The organism is Protofrankia sp. Cr2 (assembly GCF_963555885.1).
Classification (GTDB): Bacteria; Actinomycetota; Actinomycetes; order Frankiales; family Frankiaceae; genus Protofrankia.
This window is the reverse complement of the sequence record NZ_CAUVXG010000007.1, coordinates 42,200-59,104: the sequence shown is the minus strand read 5'-3', so window position 1 is coordinate 59,104 and position 16,905 is coordinate 42,200. Positions and strand designations below refer to the sequence as shown.

The 16,905-nt window shown below is 68.4% G+C and carries 14 protein-coding genes; 11 read left to right on the top strand and 3 right to left on the bottom strand.

The window, feature by feature from the left end:
- Positions 1 to 459: hypothetical protein (locus U9978_RS05895; protein ID WP_322760024.1), on the top strand; the 459-nt coding region annotated here is incomplete at its 5' end.
- Between the two features lie 116 nt (positions 460 to 575).
- Here the strand turns inward: U9978_RS05895 and U9978_RS05890 are convergent.
- Entirely contained in the window at positions 576 to 1,475 is a 900-nt protein-coding gene (locus tag U9978_RS05890) for a nucleotide-binding protein (RefSeq protein WP_322760023.1), read from the bottom strand.
- Between the two features lie 244 nt (positions 1,476 to 1,719).
- Between U9978_RS05890 and U9978_RS05885 the strand changes: the two genes are divergently transcribed.
- The 4 genes from U9978_RS05885 to U9978_RS05870 are packed head-to-tail and all read left to right on the top strand — an operon-like array spanning position 1,720 to position 4,110.
- Positions 1,720 to 2,478 (top strand): GNAT family N-acetyltransferase, encoded by a 759-nt coding sequence (locus tag U9978_RS05885; RefSeq protein ID WP_322760022.1) that lies wholly within the window; start codon positions 1,720 to 1,722, stop codon positions 2,476 to 2,478.
- Positions 2,475 to 3,122 (top strand): hypothetical protein, encoded by a 648-nt coding sequence (locus U9978_RS05880; RefSeq protein WP_322760021.1) that lies wholly within the window; start codon positions 2,475 to 2,477, stop codon positions 3,120 to 3,122. The genes U9978_RS05885 and U9978_RS05880 overlap by 4 nt, the downstream gene beginning before the upstream one ends.
- A complete protein-coding gene (locus U9978_RS05875) occupies positions 3,119 to 3,364 on the top strand; it encodes a zf-HC2 domain-containing protein (protein ID WP_322760020.1) in 246 nt (81 codons plus the stop codon). The genes U9978_RS05880 and U9978_RS05875 overlap by 4 nt, the downstream gene beginning before the upstream one ends.
- Before the next feature lie 2 nt (positions 3,365 to 3,366).
- Complete coding sequence (locus tag U9978_RS05870) at positions 3,367 to 4,110, top strand: hypothetical protein (protein ID WP_322760019.1); 744 nt, start codon at positions 3,367 to 3,369, stop codon at positions 4,108 to 4,110.
- Here the strand turns inward: U9978_RS05870 and U9978_RS05865 are convergent.
- Positions 4,097 to 6,571, bottom strand: coding sequence for a hypothetical protein (locus U9978_RS05865; RefSeq protein ID WP_322760018.1), 2,475 nt, complete (start codon positions 6,569 to 6,571; stop codon positions 4,097 to 4,099). The genes U9978_RS05870 and U9978_RS05865 overlap by 14 nt on opposite strands.
- Before the next feature lie 167 nt (positions 6,572 to 6,738).
- Here U9978_RS05865 and U9978_RS05860 point away from each other — a divergent pair, with 167 nt between their 5' ends.
- From U9978_RS05860 to U9978_RS05845, 4 genes are read left to right on the top strand one after another with little or no spacing between them, the layout of a single operon-like run.
- A complete protein-coding gene (locus U9978_RS05860; protein ID WP_322760093.1) occupies positions 6,739 to 7,713 on the top strand; it encodes a MoxR family ATPase in 975 nt (324 codons plus the stop codon).
- Between the two features lie 6 nt (positions 7,714 to 7,719).
- Positions 7,720 to 9,093: a DUF58 domain-containing protein gene (locus tag U9978_RS05855; RefSeq protein ID WP_322760017.1), complete on the top strand. Its 1,374-nt coding sequence runs from the start codon at positions 7,720 to 7,722 to the stop codon at positions 9,091 to 9,093.
- The gene (locus U9978_RS05850) at positions 9,060 to 11,486 is read left to right on the top strand and encodes a transglutaminaseTgpA domain-containing protein (protein WP_322760016.1); all 2,427 of its coding nucleotides are present in this window, start codon (positions 9,060 to 9,062) and stop codon (positions 11,484 to 11,486) included. The genes U9978_RS05855 and U9978_RS05850 overlap by 34 nt, the downstream gene beginning before the upstream one ends.
- Positions 11,483 to 13,078: a serine/threonine-protein kinase gene (locus U9978_RS05845; RefSeq protein ID WP_322760015.1), complete on the top strand. Its 1,596-nt coding sequence runs from the start codon at positions 11,483 to 11,485 to the stop codon at positions 13,076 to 13,078. The genes U9978_RS05850 and U9978_RS05845 overlap by 4 nt, the downstream gene beginning before the upstream one ends.
- 60 nt (positions 13,079 to 13,138) lie before the next feature.
- On the opposite strand, the gene U9978_RS05840 is transcribed toward U9978_RS05845, so the two are convergent.
- Positions 13,139 to 15,172: a hypothetical protein gene (locus tag U9978_RS05840; protein WP_322760014.1), complete on the bottom strand. Its 2,034-nt coding sequence runs from the start codon at positions 15,170 to 15,172 to the stop codon at positions 13,139 to 13,141.
- Between the two features lie 184 nt (positions 15,173 to 15,356).
- On the opposite strand from U9978_RS05840, the gene U9978_RS05835 reads away from it, so the two are divergent.
- Together U9978_RS05835 and U9978_RS05830 are read left to right on the top strand one after the other, a co-directional pair.
- Positions 15,357 to 16,115, top strand: a complete 759-nt coding sequence (locus U9978_RS05835; RefSeq protein ID WP_322760013.1) for a GNAT family N-acetyltransferase — start codon at positions 15,357 to 15,359, stop codon at positions 16,113 to 16,115.
- Between the two features lie 44 nt (positions 16,116 to 16,159).
- A partial coding sequence (locus U9978_RS05830; protein ID WP_416210865.1) for an acyl-CoA dehydrogenase family protein occupies positions 16,160 to 16,905 on the top strand: 746 nt, incomplete at its 3' end.

Genomic DNA, 16,905 nt, shown 5'->3' with positions numbered 1-16,905 from the left:
GTGTACAGCTTTGGGTTGCCGGGGGTTGCGGTTGTGCCGGCGAGTTGGGCGGATGGTCTGCCGACGGGTGCGGCGGCGCAGTGTAGTCTGCCTGATCACACGCGTTTTACCGAGACGGGGTCGTCGGCTCAGTATGTCTCGGTGCGTGGTGCTGCTCTGCCGTTGGCTTACAGCGATGCGGTGGCCTATGACGCTGAGGGGTTGCGTGCCTATACCGAGTTGCCGGTGGGCTATCTCGCGAACCCGATCCACGCGCCATCCCGGCTACCGAAGAACACGGTGATCCGAGCCGTCGGTACCCCCGGTCAGTACCTGTATGTGGGCGGTGTCGTCCGGCCCATCGGTACTCCGACCCTGTCGGCCTGCCTACTCGGGCGCTATCCGCAGAACGGCGTCGCTGTGGTTCCGGCGAGTTGGTTGACCGGCGTTCCCCGAGGAGCAGCGGCGACCTGCACGTAGGCCTGTGCCTGAACCGTAGTGCCGTGCCAGGTGGGCTGGTCTTGCTCCGCCACCCACCTGGCTTGGCCTCGTCCCGGATGGCCGGATGGCCGGGCGGCGGCTGTAGAGGGGGCAGGTCAGTGGGCGGGAAAAACGCCGCGCAGGGCACGGAGAACCTCGCCGAAGGCTGCCTCTATACTCCCTCTGGGAAATCTGATCTCCTGAATTCCGGCGAGGTTGGAAAATTCCTCAACGCCTTCTTCCCGGACGATGATCGCTTTTTCGAAGCCCAGCCTGCCCTGGAACAGCCCGGTCTCGTGCACCACGTTCTGGCGCGACCGGACGGTACCGAGCTTCGTCTCGTCATCAGCGGTGTGGACGAGTAACGCGAAGTCCACCTGTTGAAGCATCTCCCATACGACCTGTGCTGCCGAGCGGCCGTAACGGAATTCGCTCTCGAAGGTCACCGCCCGGTAATCGAAGTCGGCCAGGTAGTCCTTGAGTATGCGCCACATCTCGTTCGGCCCGCCGTGTCCGATGAAAATCGTCGGCTGCGTCGTGCCGCCCGCCCATCCTTCGTCAGCCGCCTCGGGCTGGCGTGCACGCGGTACCACCGACGTCGAATCGTCGATCACGTCGAGAATCGTACGGGACATCCGTTCGTCCGGTAAATCGACTACCAGCGTCGCCCGCGGCGGGCGGAAGCGGTAGTCGAAGGAAAAATCGAAGACCTCACGCTGGGGCCCGCTAAGGCTGATCTTGCCATGTTCGGACTGCTCGGGGTCATACGTGCTGAACCACTCCGGCCGGAACACCAGCGCATCCCCGCCGGGCGTGGCCAGGCGACGGGCGACGGGCCGGGCGGGCATCCCCGATGGATACAACTCCAGCGCGACCACGGAGATCTCAACGTCATCGTGGCCACGGCCGTGGCCGTCATCCGACGCGTCTTTCACGAACTCGTACCACATGTCATAGGCGCTCACGAGCTGAGCGTCCGGCACTCGGACAGCCATGCTGACTGTAGCCTTCGGCATTCCCAGCCACGTCCTTTCCCATTGACACCGGCCAGATTACTCCGCCGCAGCTAGGTCGGTGCAGGCCGTATGCGATGGGTATAAACGCTGGACGGCGGTGGACGTTCGTCCGGCGCAGGCTGTTGCGGTGCGCACTGTTCCAGTGGATGCCGATCCAGCGGCTGCTCCTCGGCTGGGCGCTGGGCGCTGGTCCCTGGGCGGCTGGACGCTGGTCAGGTTGTGACGAACAGGCGAAGATGAGGGGGTGGTCAGGCCAGGGGAGACCCAGTGGATCGGCGCTCGTGCCCAGAACGGTTTGAAGATCATGAAATTGTCCGAGGTCAGCGAGACAGCGCTGGAGGCCTTCTACGCAGAGGTGCTGACACCGGCCTTCCCACCAGATGAACTCATTACCTGGGATGAGCTGCGTGAGGCCGCTGCCGGCGATCTGGGTCCCGGCGCGCTGGTCTTCGACGGCGAGACCCCGCTGGGGGGAATGCTGGGCGAGATCTATCCCCGATCAGGGGTACTCCTGCTCAGCTATATCGCGGTGCGGCCCGAGGCGCGTGGCCGGGGCATCGGTCAGACCCTGCTCACCGACGTCATCCCCCGATGGCGGGCGGCCATCAGGCCGTCTCTGGTGATCGCCGAGATCGAGGATCCGCGTTTTCACCAGCCGAATGTCTACGGCGACCCCGACGCCCGGCTCAGGCTGTACCACCGGACGGGCTCCGTGCTTGTTCCCATGCCGTTCTTTCAGCCGTCCCTGCGGCCTGGCGTACCGCGGGTCTTCGACATGCTGCTGATCTGCCTCGGCGAGACCGCGCAGACCGTGTCGGCAAAGATCGTGAGCGTTTTCCTCGACGAGTACTTCGAACTGTGCGAGGGGAGCGAGGTGCTCACCGCCGATCCTGATTACCAGGTGCTACGGCAGTTCTGCGAGCAGGGCGATGACGGCAGGCTCCCGTTGTGGCCGCTGGATCGTGTGGCGGAGATACCGAGGTTCATCGAGGTCGGCAGGTGACCGGACCACTGCGAACTGCACTCGCCAATGGGGATGGCACGGCCGTCGACACGCTGATGAACACCGACCACGCGCTTGCGGTGCTGCTCGCAGAGGCGGTCGGTGCGCGCCCCGAAGCCGTCGCGGTGGTCGCGGTGGTCGAACGCGCCTGGCTCGACACCGTTGCCATGTTGGTGGCCGGCACAGATCAACCGGTTCGGGTTGCCCTGCTCGGCGCGGTCCTCAGACTGATGCGGGAGGACGGCCGACTCGATGACGCCGCCGCCACGACCGACAGCGTCACCGTGAGATCGCCAGAGCCAGAGCCATCGCCAGAGCCAGAGCCATCGCCATCGCGAGTGGGCTTCTTCCTGCCGCCGGATGACCGCTGGGCGGGATGGTGGAACGTTGACGTCCCGTCCTGGCCAGCCGGTTGGGTGCCCACAGCCGAACAGGTGCGTCATGCGGTGCGTCGCCTTCCGCTGCACCAGCGGACGCTGCTCATCCTCCGGGACGCGGCAAAGCTGTCGGCGACCGAAGCCGCCCCCATCACGGGTACGGAACCCGATGACCAGGGCAGACTTCTCGACAGCGCCCGGGAGGCCTACGTTGCTTACCTCGATGAAGAGTTCAGAGCCGTCGATGCCGGGGCTGAGCGCCGATGAGGGCGAGGGACGTCAGCTGTGAGGTCATCTTCGATCTGGTGGGCGCCTGGTACGACGCAGAGCTGACCGATAGTGATCAGAATGCGTTCGAACAGCACCTGCTTTTCTGCCCGCCGTGCCTTGCCTACAGTGACCGGGTGCGACGATCGTTGGCGGCGTTGACGGCGGCAGCCACGGTGGCGGTTCCCGCGGGGCTGGCGGACAGGCTAGCCGCAGCGGTGGAACGGGTTCGTGATACGTGACGATGAGCTACTACAAGTTCCTCCGTCCGTCGGGGACAAGCCCGTTCACCGGCTATGCCTGGGGGGCGATGCCGGGACGCTGGGTTGAGGCGGGGGTCAATGTCGGGGTCGGGGTCGGGGATGTGGCTGGGGATGTGGTGCCGTGCAGGGACGGTATCCACGCCTGCCGGGTCGAGGACCTGCCCTACTGGCTCACCGAGGAACTGTGGCGGATCGATCTCGACGGCCCGCTGGTCATCCATGAGAACAAGGTCGTGGCCGGACGCGGTCGGCTCGGCGCGCGGGTCGAGGAATGGACGCGGGCGGCCGCCCGGGAATTCAGCGTCGCCTGCGTCTGCCGCGTCGCCCACCATGCTGCGGCCGAACTGCGCGACGCCGGCCTGGCTGCGTTCGCAGAGCGTTTGGAGGCCGCCGCAGCGGCCTTTGGTCGGAACGGAAAGGCCGACGCGCTCGACGAGCATGCTCGCGCGGGCATCGAGGCAGCCGTCCGGGATCTCGGTTCCACGGCCAACCTGCTGTCGGCATACGTGATTGACGCGCTTGAATCGCTCGACGTCGACCCTCCCGCGGCACTCGCCTACATCGCGGCGCGCGCCGCCAACCAGCGCAGCGCCATCCTCGGCGACACCGCTTACCTCGATGATCCATACCTCGACGAACGCCGCTGGCAGGCGAGATGGCTCGCGACCCGGCTCGGCTTGCCCGCCCCAGCCTTGGATGGCGGCGAAGCCGTTATCCACCCGTAAGGGACTCGACATCGACGTCCGAGGGCGGTTCGTCCTCGTCGAAGACGCTCCATTCGTCCATGAAAGGGGAGTCCGCGGACCTCAACTCGGCGGGTTCCGGCCCGCGCGGAAACAGCCAGCCGCGTAACGCGCGTATATCCGAGCGGGCGAACATCTGGCGGACATCGTCCGTGCCGGCTCGTTCATCACCCGACAGGATGCTGCCGGTCAGCTCGGCTCGCCGCGTTGCCTCGTCGATACCGGAGCGATTGCAGATCTCGCACAGGCGGGTCACCGTCCGGGTCGTCATCTCCTCGTAGAAAACGAGGTTGTACTCGTCCGGAGGGTGCGGTACGCCCATGAACCGGTAGGCGTGGACGACCGCACGATGATAGTCGGCGAATGCCTCGTCGGTCTCTCCGGCCGCCCAGTGCAGGTCCGCACGTACACGGAAGAGATTCGCGATCAACTCTTCGTCCCAGTCATCTGTCTGCGCGGCAATCCGTTGTAGGCGTTGCGCCGATGCATTGATACCGATGACCATTTCCTCCAGTTTTTCCCGTTCCAGCGCGAGGTCAGTGGTTTCGAAGAGCAACCAGGCGACGCTCCAGTCGTCCGCGAGTTCTTCAAAAACAGCCAGCGCCTCGTTGTAATAACGGTCCGCGGCCGGGTCGGCCAGGTCGCGGAATCGCCGGCTGTGCGCGAGAAATATTTTGATCAGACCATTGACCCGCAGTAGCTCCCGTTCTTCCTCCGCGGTGGCGTCGACACGGGAGCCACGGCCCAGCCCGCAGAGGCGTTGGACGAGCAGCAGCCGGTTACGGATGTCGTTCCAGGGAGCGTCGGTCTTGAGGTAGCCCGGCGGATAGTGGTCCAGCACGAAGCCCAGCGCTTCGCCCAACTGGTCGTCCGGGTTACGCTGGGTTGCTGTTGCTGTTGCTGTTGCTGTTGCTGTTGCTGTTGTAGTCCCGGTCCCGGTCGCGACGAAGCCGACGTTCCCTGCGAGCGAGTCCTCCTGGTGCCAGGTACGTTCCCAGTCCTCCAGCAGCCGCCGGTTGTACTCGAACGGGCAGTAGCACCCCCACCACCAGTAGGCCTCCAGGAACACGAGCGCGAAACGTGCTCGGGTGATCGTGCGGTTCCGGGACACCCGCCGGGCGTGGAACAACCACTCCCGCTTGTAGGCCTGCCAGCGGGGGTGTTCGTAGCGATACCAGGAGCTGTAGGTGCCGGTGGTTTCGTCCTCCCATTCCGACACGAGGCGGAAATAATGCTGGGCGGCCTGTTGGTGCAGGTCCTGCCAGGTGCGGGGGTGCATTGTCCGCAGTTCGCGGCTCAGGGAAAGCCGGATGAACTCGTGCAGGCGGAAACGGTCGGACGGTTCGTCGGCGACCGCGACCAGCTGTTCGGCGATGCCGTAGCCTTTGAGCGTTTGAATGACGGTTCCGACATCGGGATACCCGCCGTCACCTTCCGCCAGCAGTTCGGCGAGTAGCGGCTCGTCGAAGGTGTTGACCACGGCACAGGCGTGGACGGCCTTCGACAGCCGGGTGTCCCGGACGGCGTCGATGATTAACCGGACGAGGCCGGCCCATTTCTCCCACGGATCGTCGGGCAGCCGCTGAAGAGTTCGCCACAGGTCCGATGCTTCGAGTTTCTCCGGACCCATCTCGCTGACCAGTTTCGCCGCCAGCGACAGACCACCGGGATGTCCCGCGGTGAAATCGTGGACGACATCGGCGACACCTGGCTGCAGCGCGCCGTGAAACGTCTGGTCGAGGTAGAGGGCGACTTCGTCGCGAGACAGATAGGGCAGCTGCCGGACATACCAGCGATCCGATCCGGTCGAGAACGTGTGCGGTGAGGGCACCCGGGCGATGACGACCAGAGTGTTCGTCAGGCGCAGCGCCATACGCGCCAGCCAGTGGCCCATCTCGTCGTCGACGACGCGTTCGAACGAATCCGTGGTGATCAGGATGTGCCGACGCCGGCTCCACTCCGCCCAGCCGCTGACGAAAGCGTCGTCTATGGCCGACTGCGACTGGCGGATTCGAGCCTTGACCGTTTCCTGGTCGTCGCTCCCGGGGGTGTCGCGCATACCCGTTTCGGTCTTCGGCGCACCGCCGAGCAGGCGCGCCTCGCGCTCGCACAGCTGGCGGAAACCAGCGAACTCCCGAGCTCGGGTACGATCGGTCACCCGAAGCATCAGCTCTCGTGTTCGCGCGAATGTCTCCCACAGGACGGGGGCAGAGGCGCGGGGGCCGTAGGCGTTCCGGAATCCTTCCCGCCGGAACGCGGACATGTCCTCGTTGAAGATGTATACCCGGTTGGCGCCTTCAACCCGACTGACCAGCTGTCGGATCAGCATGGACTTCCCCAGGCCGTGAACACCGACAAGGTCGATCACAGACCCTTCGCCCCGGGTGAAGAGCAGGCGTAACGCCTCCGTCAACTCGGCTTCTCGGCCGACGAACAGATCCATACCGTCCCCTCTGGCAGCGCTGGGTGGGGGTTTCCGGATCTCGTCACACGAGGCGCGGCACCATGTCGAAGTAGCTGTCACGCTATCGTGCTGAAGCTGGAACGGTATAGTGCCGCAGCGCTTGCAGGGGCGGGTTTGGAGCTGTCTGACAGGAGAACATGGTGTCCATGCCGCCAACCGGCAGTGATCAGCCGTCCGATTTCGCGGCGGCGTTTCAGGCCGTCGTCGACAACGTCGAGCTGGTGGTGCGGGGCAAGACCGAGGCGGTTTCGCTGGCGCTGACCTGCCTGTTCGCTGGCGGGCACCTGCTCATCGAGGACGTTCCGGGGCTGGGCAAGACCTCGTTGGCCCGCTGCATCGCGGCGTCGTTGGAGGCGTCCTGTCACCGCATCCAGTTCACCCCGGATCTTCTGCCGTCCGATGTCACCGGGGTGAGCGTCTACCACCAGGGGACCGCTGCGTTCGGGTTTCATCCCGGGCCGGTGTTCGCCCATGTGGTGGTGGCCGACGAGGTGAACCGGGCGTCACCCAAGACACAGTCGGCGTTGCTGGAGGTGATGGAGGAGGGGCGGGTCACCGTTGACGGCCAGCCGCATGCGGTGCCGCGGCCGTTCTTCGTCGTGGCGACCCAGAACCCGGTCGACATGGACGGCACCTATGCGCTGCCCGAGGCACAGCTGGACCGGTTCCTCATGCGGGTTCGGATGGGTTACCCCGACCGTCAGTCCGAGGTCGCGATTCTGCGTAATCGTCAGTCGGGCATCCGGGTGGAGGATCTGAGCCCGGTGCTGTCCACTGACGAGGTACTGGCGCTGATCGCGCAGGGTGCGCGCATCCATGTTGCGGACACCCTGCGCGAGTACGTGGTGGACGTGGTCGCGGCGACCCGGACGATGCCGCAACTACGGCTGGGCGCCAGCCCGCGCGGCAGCATCGCCCTGCTGCGCGCGTCCCAGGTCCGGGCGGCTGCGGCGGGCCGCGAGTTCGTCACTCCGGATGATGTCAAAGCGCTGGCCGTGCCCGTGCTCGCGCACCGGATGCTGGTGGCGGCCGACGCGGAACTGCGCGGCTTCACCGGCGAGGACGCGGTCGGTGAGGTGCTCGGGTCCGTACCGGTACCCCGGTCCCTGGCCGGGGTGTAACCGGCTGTGACACCTGCCCGGCGCCACCCGGGCGCGGCGCTTGGCATCGTCACCCCGGTCGGCTGGGGGGTGGCCGGCGCGGCGGTCGTGTTGGTGGTCATCTCGGGAGTGCTGCGGTTCGCCGAACTGTCGGTGCTGGCGGTGGGATGTGCCGCCGCGTTGCTGGCAGCGGCGGTCGCGGTCGCCTACCGCCCGCGGCTGAGCGCAGACATCGAGGTCCTTCCGGCCCGGGTCCGTCGTGGTGAGGCGGCCCTCGCGAGTGTGACGATCAGGAATATCGCCGACCGGCGGAGCGGGGCGCTGCAGATCAGCCTGCCCCATGGTGCGACCGCGACCGACACCCACCTGCGCTCGCTGGGTGGATCGACGCGGCGCACGATCGCGGTGGCGCTGCCGACCGCGCGTCGGGGAGTGCTGCGGGTCGGCCCGGTGCACGTCCGCAGGTCCGACCCGTTCGGCCTGCTGACACGCTCTCAGCAGGTCGGGAAGTCGGCTGTGGTCCATGTCCACCCGGTCGTGCATCCGCTGACGCCGCTGGCGTCGGCCCGGTCCAGTAGCCCCGACGGGCTGTCGGTGGACAGCCGGACCGACGGTGGCGTGACCTTCCACGCGTTGCGCGAGTACGTGCCCGGTGACGATCCCCGCCATGTGCACTGGCGGTCCAGCGCCCGAGCGGGGACGTTGCTGGTGCGCCGGTATGTCGATCCGAGCGAGCCGGTCACGACCGTTCTGCTGGACACCCGGGCGTACGCCTACCCGTCCGGTGCGGCCGGTGACCGCGCGTTCGACGCCGCAGTGGACGTCGCTGCATCCGTCCTGTTCGCCTCGGCCCGGCGCCGGTTTCCGGTCCGGTTACGCACCACGGGGGATGTTCGGGTCGCGGGCCGGGGCGGGCGCGGTGACGACCAGGTCGTCCTGGACGCGCTCGCCCAGGTGGAACGCGACGCCGGCACTCTCGACACGTCCGGTTCCGGTTCCGGTCTCCGTTCCGGTTCCGGTTCCGGTTCCGGTATCGGTATCGGTATCGGTGCCGGGGTATACCCGGATGACGCGTTGACGGCAGCCGTCCGGGGGTTCGGCCGCGGCGGGGTCGGCACGCTGACCCTGGTCACCGGCGGAGTCGACGTCGGGCAGGCAGCGGTGGTCGCCCCGGCCGTCAGCCGGTTCGAGCACGTGATCGTGGTCCGGGTCGGTGGTACCGGAATCGAGTCCAGCCTCGGGTCCGGTGTGCCAGGGTCCGGTGCGGCCGGGTCCGGTGCGTCCGGCCCTGCCGGGGCCTCGGTGACAGCAGGTGGCGGACGACTGCGCGTCCTGGACGTCGCCGACGCCGCGGCGCTGGTGGCTGCATGGCCGGCGACGCCCGCCGGGAGCCTGCGGTGACGGTGCCGGTAACCGTGCCTGCCACCGTTCCTGCGACGGTGCCGGTGTCGCTGCCCCGGGTCGGGAGCTTCGCCGCGGTCACCGTGGCGGCCGGGCTTGTCGGTAGCGCGTTTCATAGGGCGTTCGCCGTGGGCGCGCTCGCAGGCCCGGTCGCGTTGGCCGCTGTTGTACCCGCGATCGCGGTGGCGGCGCTCGCGGGTGTGGCCCGCCGTCGCCGGGTGCCGTTACTGGTCTCCGTGCTGGTATGGGCCGGGCTGTGGCTGGCCGTGGTGGCAATGACCCTGTTCCGGCACGGTTCGCCGGACGCGCCCGCTGTGCTGCCCGCGGTCGGCGACGGCCTGCTCAACGGCTGGGTCCGGCTGCTGGATGTGACGCTGCCGGCGCCGGACTCCCCGGATCTGGTGGTGGTGCCGCAGGCGTTGACGTGGCTCGCGGCCGGCGCCGGCGCGGAACTGGTGGCCAGGACGCGGACGACGCTGCTCCCGATCGTCCCGGCGGTCGTGGTCTTCGCGGCCGGGGTGACGCTGACCGTGCCCGGTCCGGGCTCGAACCTCCTGGTCGCGGCCGGTCTGGTGGTGGCCGCCGGACTGCTCACGCTGTGCCGCCACGCCGAAGCGCGGCCGGCGACAACTGCTGGCGGTCACGCTGGCCGTCGCGGTGTCAGTCGGGGCGGCAGTCGCGCCAGGACGGGATCAGCGTCGGCGTCGGGATCCTTCCCGGGCCGGGCGATGATCGGCCTGTCGGTTGCGGTGGTCGTCGCCGCGGCCGCGGTTTTCGTCGGTCCCCTCCTGCCACCGGTGCACGGCCGCGGCCCGTACGACGTGCGCACCGAACGCGCGGTGTCGCTGTACCCGATGTCCACGGTCAGTCCGTTGGACGAGGTCGCGGCCTGGCTCGGCAGTCCGGGCCGGCGGCTGTTCACCGTGCGTACGTCCGGGCACGTGCCAGCGTCTACGCCCGCGCCCGCGCCCGCATCAGCGCCCGCGCCCGCGCCCGCATCAGCGCCCGCGTCGGCCTCCGCGCCCGCGCCCGCGAACATCCGGCTGGCGGTACTCGACCGTTTCGACGGCCAGTCCTGGACGTCGTCGGCCCGTTTCTCCCCGGCCGGACGCCGGGTTCCGCCGACGTCCGGGGAGCTGGCGCGCACCGGGGAGATACGGCAGGACGTGGAGATCGACGGTCTGGACGGTGCCCTGATTCCGGCCATGGACCGTCCGGTCCAGCTCGACGGGACGGGTCTGGCCGTCGATGTCGCCAGCGGCGCCCTGCTCAGTACCGTCCCGCTGCAGCCCGGCCGCCGGTACACGGTGACGTCCGCGCCGCAGACCACCCCGGACCAGGCCGTGCTCGTATCCCTTCGGCCGGCCGCCGGAGCCGACGCCGACGCGGCCCGTTACCTGCCGCCGGGCCTGCCCGACCTGGTGCGGGAGGCGGCCCGGGAGGCGTCTGCCGGGGCGGGTACCCCGTTCCAGCAGGCATACGCCCTGGAGCAGTACCTGCGCACCAACTTCACCTACGACCCGACCGCGCCCGCCGGTCACACCTACGGGCACCTCAACTACTTCCTGACGAAGAACAGCGGGACCGGCACGTCCGAGCAGTTCGCGACGGTGTTCGCGGTCGCTGCCCGGACGCTGGGCCTGCCCAGCCGGGTTGTGGTCGGGTTCACCCTGCCCGGTGGGCCGGCGAACACGGCTAACGACACATTGGATGTGCACACCGGCGACGTGCTCGTGTGGCCGGAGATCGACTTTGCGGGTGTGGGCTGGCTGCCGTTCTACCCGACACCGAAGCAGGGGCAGCGCAGCGGTGGAAAGGTCGCGTCGTCGGCGCAGGGGGAGTCCACCGACCGGGAGCAGCGGGTCGGAGCGGCAGCGGCCGTGCCCGTGCAGCAGGCGACACCGCTACCACCGGCCCCGCCACCTGCACATCACACCCCGCTGTCGGTGTATGCGGGCTTGGTGTTCGGCGGTGTCGTGATCGCTGTCGTCGTCGGCTACCTGGCGGTCGCCGTGGGGGCGCCGGTGGCGCGCCGGCGGCGGCGACGGTCGGCGCGAACGTCGCGGGAACGGGTAGTCTGCGCCTGGCACAGCATGATCGACATGCTGGCGGGCGCCGGCATCGCGATTCCGGCCGCGTCGACCCCGGTTGAGATGGTCGGGCTCGCGCCAGCCGCGATCGGAGACAGCGGTCGGGAGTCGCTGCTGACCCTCGCGAACCTCGTCACCACAGCTCTCTTCGCCGCGGACGGCACTACCACCGCCGAGGCGGACGCGGCGTGGTTCCACGAAAAACACCTGCGTACCCGGCTGCGGCGGGCCGTGCCGGCACACCGGCGGATGATGGGACGGCTCGCGCCGAGTCGGGTCGTCCGAGGCGGGAGACATCGATGATCTCCGGTTACGAGTCCTTCACGGCGATCGCGCAGGGCGGGTTCAGTACCGTCTACTCCGCCTATCAGGTCGGCCTGGACCGCACTGTCGCCATAAAGGTGATCAATGCTGATCTTCGGGACTCCGCAGCGGAACGGCGGTTCAGGAGAGAATGCCGGGCAACCGGGCGCCTTACCGGTCATCCGCACATCATCACGATTTTTCAGACCGGCGCGACCCAGGAGCGGCGTCCGTTCATCGCCATGCAGTATCTGGCCCGCGGCTCAGTTTCCGACCGGCTCCAGAAGGCCGGGCCGATGCCGGTGCACGAGACCCTTCTCATCGGTGCGAAAGTCGCCGGGGCAATGCACGCCGCGCACGGCGCTGGAATCATCCACCGGGATGTCAAGCCCGGCAACATCCTGCTCAGTGATACCGATGAACCGGTTCTCAGTGATTTCGGTATCGCCAGCCTGACGGGCGTGGAAGGGTCTACGAGTCAGGAGGCATTCACACCGTCCTATACCGCCCCGGAAATCCTGCAGGGGGAAGAACCGTCGGTCGCGACCGACGTCTACGCGCTGGGCGCGACCCTGTTCACCATGCTGGCGGGGTCGCCGCCGTTCGGTTACCGACGGGGCGACAACCCGGCCAGCATCGTGCTACGCGCATTAACCCAGGACGTTCCCGCACTGCCCCGTGGTGACGTGCCCGAATCCGTGGAGAACCTGCTGCGGACGGCGCTCGCGCGCGACCCGGCGAAGCGTCCGCCCACCGCCGATTCCTTCGCCGCCGACCTCCGCCAGCTTTATGAACGCCTCGGTCACACCGTCCCGCGGATGTCGCCGGAACCGGTCGGCACACCCGAAGACGTTATGGCGCCTGCGGACGCTGCTTCGCCGGATGATGTCCGAGGGCAGGTCGGCCCGCCAGCGGATGCCCCCGCTACGCCCGAGGACCCGGCGCCCAATCCGGCTGGCGAGACAACCCGCTCCCGTCCGCGATCCCAAGCCGCACCGGCGGACCATTCGCCAGCAGGCCCTGTCATCGACTCCGATGGTGACCGCCACGAGAGCGGTCCGATGCAGGAGCGCACCGTTGTGCGGGAGCGCCGCCCGCCACGCCCGAAGCCTGCCGCAGAGCCGTCGGACGAGACCCGTGTGTCGAAACGGCGGCGGATTCTGTTGACGACAGGGATGGCCGCCAGCGCGATCATCGCGTTGTTCGTGGTGATGGCCGTTCGCGCTCCGCAGCGTCCCAACCCGACGTCGTCGCCGTCCCCCACACTGCTGTCCACGCCCGCGCCGATCACGTCCGCTGACCTTCAGGCCGCCCGGCCGAGCACTCCAGATGTCACCGACATGGGCACGGTCATCACGCTGAGGTGGCGAAACGGGTCGCGGCCCGCCAATCTGGTAGTGCAGACGGCGGCTCCGGCGGACTCACGTCAGGTACCGGTGCAGCCGTTGTCCGCTGGCGCGGCCGTCACCGAGATTCCTGATCTTGATCCCGCGCGGGGCTACTGCTTCCGGGTCGGCGCCGTGCTCGCTGTTGGTTCCTACGCCTGGTCGGACTACCGTTGCATCCGCGGCGCCACCCCACCCCGGCCCTGACCGCCACGCGGCCCGCCGGGGTGCGATTCCCCAGCTGCCGGGCGTTCCGGATCGATATCTTCAGGGTCGATCGGTCTCAGGACGGCAGTCGTCCTCAATAAACGATTCACTCGCAGGTCCGGAGCCGCTGGCGTTACGGGCAACCACGCTCCATGTCGGGTAGTCTCCATTTCCTCCGGCGCACGAAGGATAAGCATTGAAAGTGTCGCTGGCTTGGGTGGTCACATGCTGTCCAGCGAGTTGGCCGGAATAGGTGTAGTAGCTGACCACGTAATCTGTCACTACCTCACCTTGAGTGGATGTCGGTGGATCCCAGTTTATGTGAATGATCCTCGTTCCGTCGGCATTTTCACCTGCCAATATGTAGTAGCCGGAGCCTTGATATTGAATAGCTGCGCCGGGGGGTGGGCATTTGCCGAATGAAACGGTGGACGTGGTCTGTCCGCCGGGGCCGGTGGCGGTTGCAGTGTAGGTGCGCGGGCCACATGTGGTGAGCGCTGCGGCGTAGCTGGTCGGCCCGGTGGCGGTGACGGTTTCCCCGGCGTTCAGCGGTGTCACGGTGAGAGTGACCGTGCTGGTCGGCCCGCTGGTGGTGGCCGCGGTCACCGTTGCGGTTGTCTTCGGGCCGTTGCCGACCAGCGCTACGGACACGACCGGCTTCCCGGGTGGGGGAGTCGGTGTCGGGGACGGCGTGGGGGTCGGTGTCGGTGTTGGGGAGGCTGTGGCAGTCGGTGACGGCGCTGTCGGGTCGACCGTCGGTTGGATGTCGGGACGGCTCGGGCTGGGCGAGGGGCCCGTCACCGGGACTTGCGGGGTGTCCCGCCGGGGTGGGACGGCGATCGGTGGCTGAGATCGGGGGGCTTGGCTCGGCGGTACGACGACCTGCCTGGGCAGCGCCCGGGGCGGGGTGGTGGACGCACTTCCGGCGACGTCGGGGGTGTACTTCTCGACCTGTTGGGCCTGACCGTCCGGTCTGACCATGACGGCGTGGGAGCCGTTCTGGTCGTTTGCCCAGACCGTGCCGTTTCTGACGAAGACGGTGAGTTCTGCCGCCCCGGGTGTGACGGTGATCGGTGTTTCGAATCGGTTCGGGCCGGTCGCATAGACCAGTAGCCGCCCCTTGCCGCTGTCGGGCACGTACACCCGGCCGCCGGCCACGACCGGCGCGCCGAGCTGCGCCGAAGGATCCTGCGAACGCAGCTCGACCGTCCGCACCGTGCCCGCGGTGAGGTCCGCCAGCAGCATCGTGGTCGTTGTGTCGACGATAAGCGGGAGCAGATGGCCGTCGACGGATGGTGCCACGAGCAGCTTCCGCCCCGACCCGGCCGGCGGAGGTAGCCGCAGTTCCGGTGCCGCCCGTCCGTCGCGTACGGGTATCAGGGCCGGGGTGGTTGCGTCGACTGCGACCGGCATCCCGTCGGCGATCGTCATCGATAGCTGGCCATCGGGCCTGGCGACCGGGACTGCCGCCCCCGCGATGCCCTGATGGACCGGGACGAGCTGCCCTTGTGCGGGTAGGGCCACCCACAGTGTGCCGTCGGCGGTCAATCCGGCGTCGCCGATCGGGGAACCGAAGGCGACCGGTGCGCCGAGTACGTCCAGCGTTGTCGGGTCGATCCGGTTGACGCGTCCGGCGGGTTTGTCGATGACATACGCCTGGCCGGCGCCCGCGACGACGGTGACGCCAGGCCCGAAGGTCTGCTGCACGGTGACGGCCAGCCCGGCCGGGTCGATGCGGCTGACCTGCCCGGTGTCGGTGTCGGTGACCAGCACGCTGGACCCGTCCTGGGCGACGGTGAGGTGATGTCCCTTCGCGCCGTTGATGGTCACGCTGGCGTCCGCTCGCCCGGACGGCCCGTTGATGTGGGAGACGATTCCCTTGGTGCCGCTGGCCAGCCAGGCGCCGACGTCGTCCAGGTGCAGGACCGCCGAGCCGGCGCTCTGCCCGAGGACGAGAACGGTCGATCCGCCGCCGAGCAGCAGGGCCAGCGAGACCGCGATCGACCCGCGTGCCCGGGACCGGGCGAACCACGACCAGGTGAACCAGGAGGGCAGCCGCCAGCGGGTCAACCATCCCCTGAGAGTTGGCCTCACCGCCATCCCCCTCCGGGCGTGGCCGACGTGCACTCGACGTCAGTATATGGCGACTTTCCGCCCTATCGTCCCCGCACGATCGTCATCGTCCGGTCGCAACCAGCCCGGATCGGGGACAGGGCGCTCCTACACTCCGTCTTATGAGGGTCCGGCTCGTCGCCCGCCGTCCCGCTTCGGCCGCGCCGTGCTGAGGCCCGCCGACGTCCTGGTCGTACCGGGTCCACCGCCGCGTGCGGCCCTCGAACTCCGCCGTGACGTGTTCGTGATCGAACAGGCCGTGCCGCCGGACCTTGAGGACGACGGGCGGGACGACGACGCCGACCACGCGATCGTCGTCGACGATGCCGGCCGGGCCCTGGCGACGGCCCGGCTGCTCGACCCGGGCTACGGGTCGGCTTCGCCTGACGACCGCCGGGGTGCCGATCCCCATCTCGGCGAAGGTCCGGCCGAGCCGAGCGGAGTGATCGGACGGGTCGCCGTTCGCGCCGAGCTGCGCGGGCGTGGTCTCGGGCGGGCCGTCACCGTCGCGCTCGAACACCGCGCCTCAGAACGAGGCCTGCCCGCGGTGGAGCTGCATGCCCAGGTGGCGGCCGAAGGTTTCTACGCCGCAGGCGGCTACCTGCCCATCGGTGGACGCTTCATGGAGGCCGGGATCGAACATGTGGCGATGCGCAAGGAGCTCCTACCCGGCCTGCGGTGGGTGCGCGATGCTGACGGCCCGGCGTTGGAGCGGCTCGTCGGTACCCGCATCGATGTCGTTATCGGGCTCGGTTTCGACTGTGCGATCGCCCTCGATGTGTCGGCCTTCGTCGCTTTGCATGATCATAAAGATGCCGACGTGATGGAACTGATGTCACTGTACGTCGCGGCGGTCGCCCGACGGGATATGCGTATTACCGGCCGGTCGGTTTGGACGAAATCCGCAGGCCGGACCGGACTGTGATAACCCAGACTTGACGGCCAACAGGACAGGAGACACCCGTGACCTTGAATGGCGAGGCGGAGCAGGTTCGCCAGCTCACCCGGCAGGTGCTTGCCGATCACGCCGGCAGCGACGAGCAGGCGTTCCTCGCCGCGCTGTTCGACGCGGGCCTCGCGTGGGTGGCCCACGCACCCGGCGACGGTGGTCTCGGCCTGCGACCCAAACTCCAGGAAGTGATCGACGCGGAGCTGGACACGGCCGGACGGCGGCCGGACTGGCTGCGCAACCCGATCGGTATCGGCATGTGTGCGCCGGTCATCGCCACGTTCGGCCGGCCCGACCAGCGCCGGCACCTACGTCCGATCTGGACGGCGCAGGAGATCTGGTGCCAGCTGTTCAGCGAGCCCGGCGCCGGCAGCGACGTGGCCGCACTGGCCACCCGGGCCGAGCCCGACGGTGAGCACTGGATCGTCAACGGCCAGAAAGTGTGGACGTCGCTGGCGCACCGCGCCCGCCACGGGCTGCTGCTGGCCCGCACCGACCCTGACGTTCCCAAGCACGCCGGGATCACCGCATTCCTGCTCGACCTGGCAAGTCCGGGTGTCGAGGTCCGGCCGTTACGGCAGATGGACGGCAACGCCCACTTCAACGAGGTGTACCTCACCGACGTGCGGGTGCCGGACACCAACCGGCTCGGCGAGGTCGGCGCCGGCTGGAAGGTCGCGGTGGCCACTCTGCTCAACGAGCGGGTCTCCATCGGCGGCGTTGTGCCGCCACGCGGATCGGGGCCGCTGGCCTATGCGATGGCGGC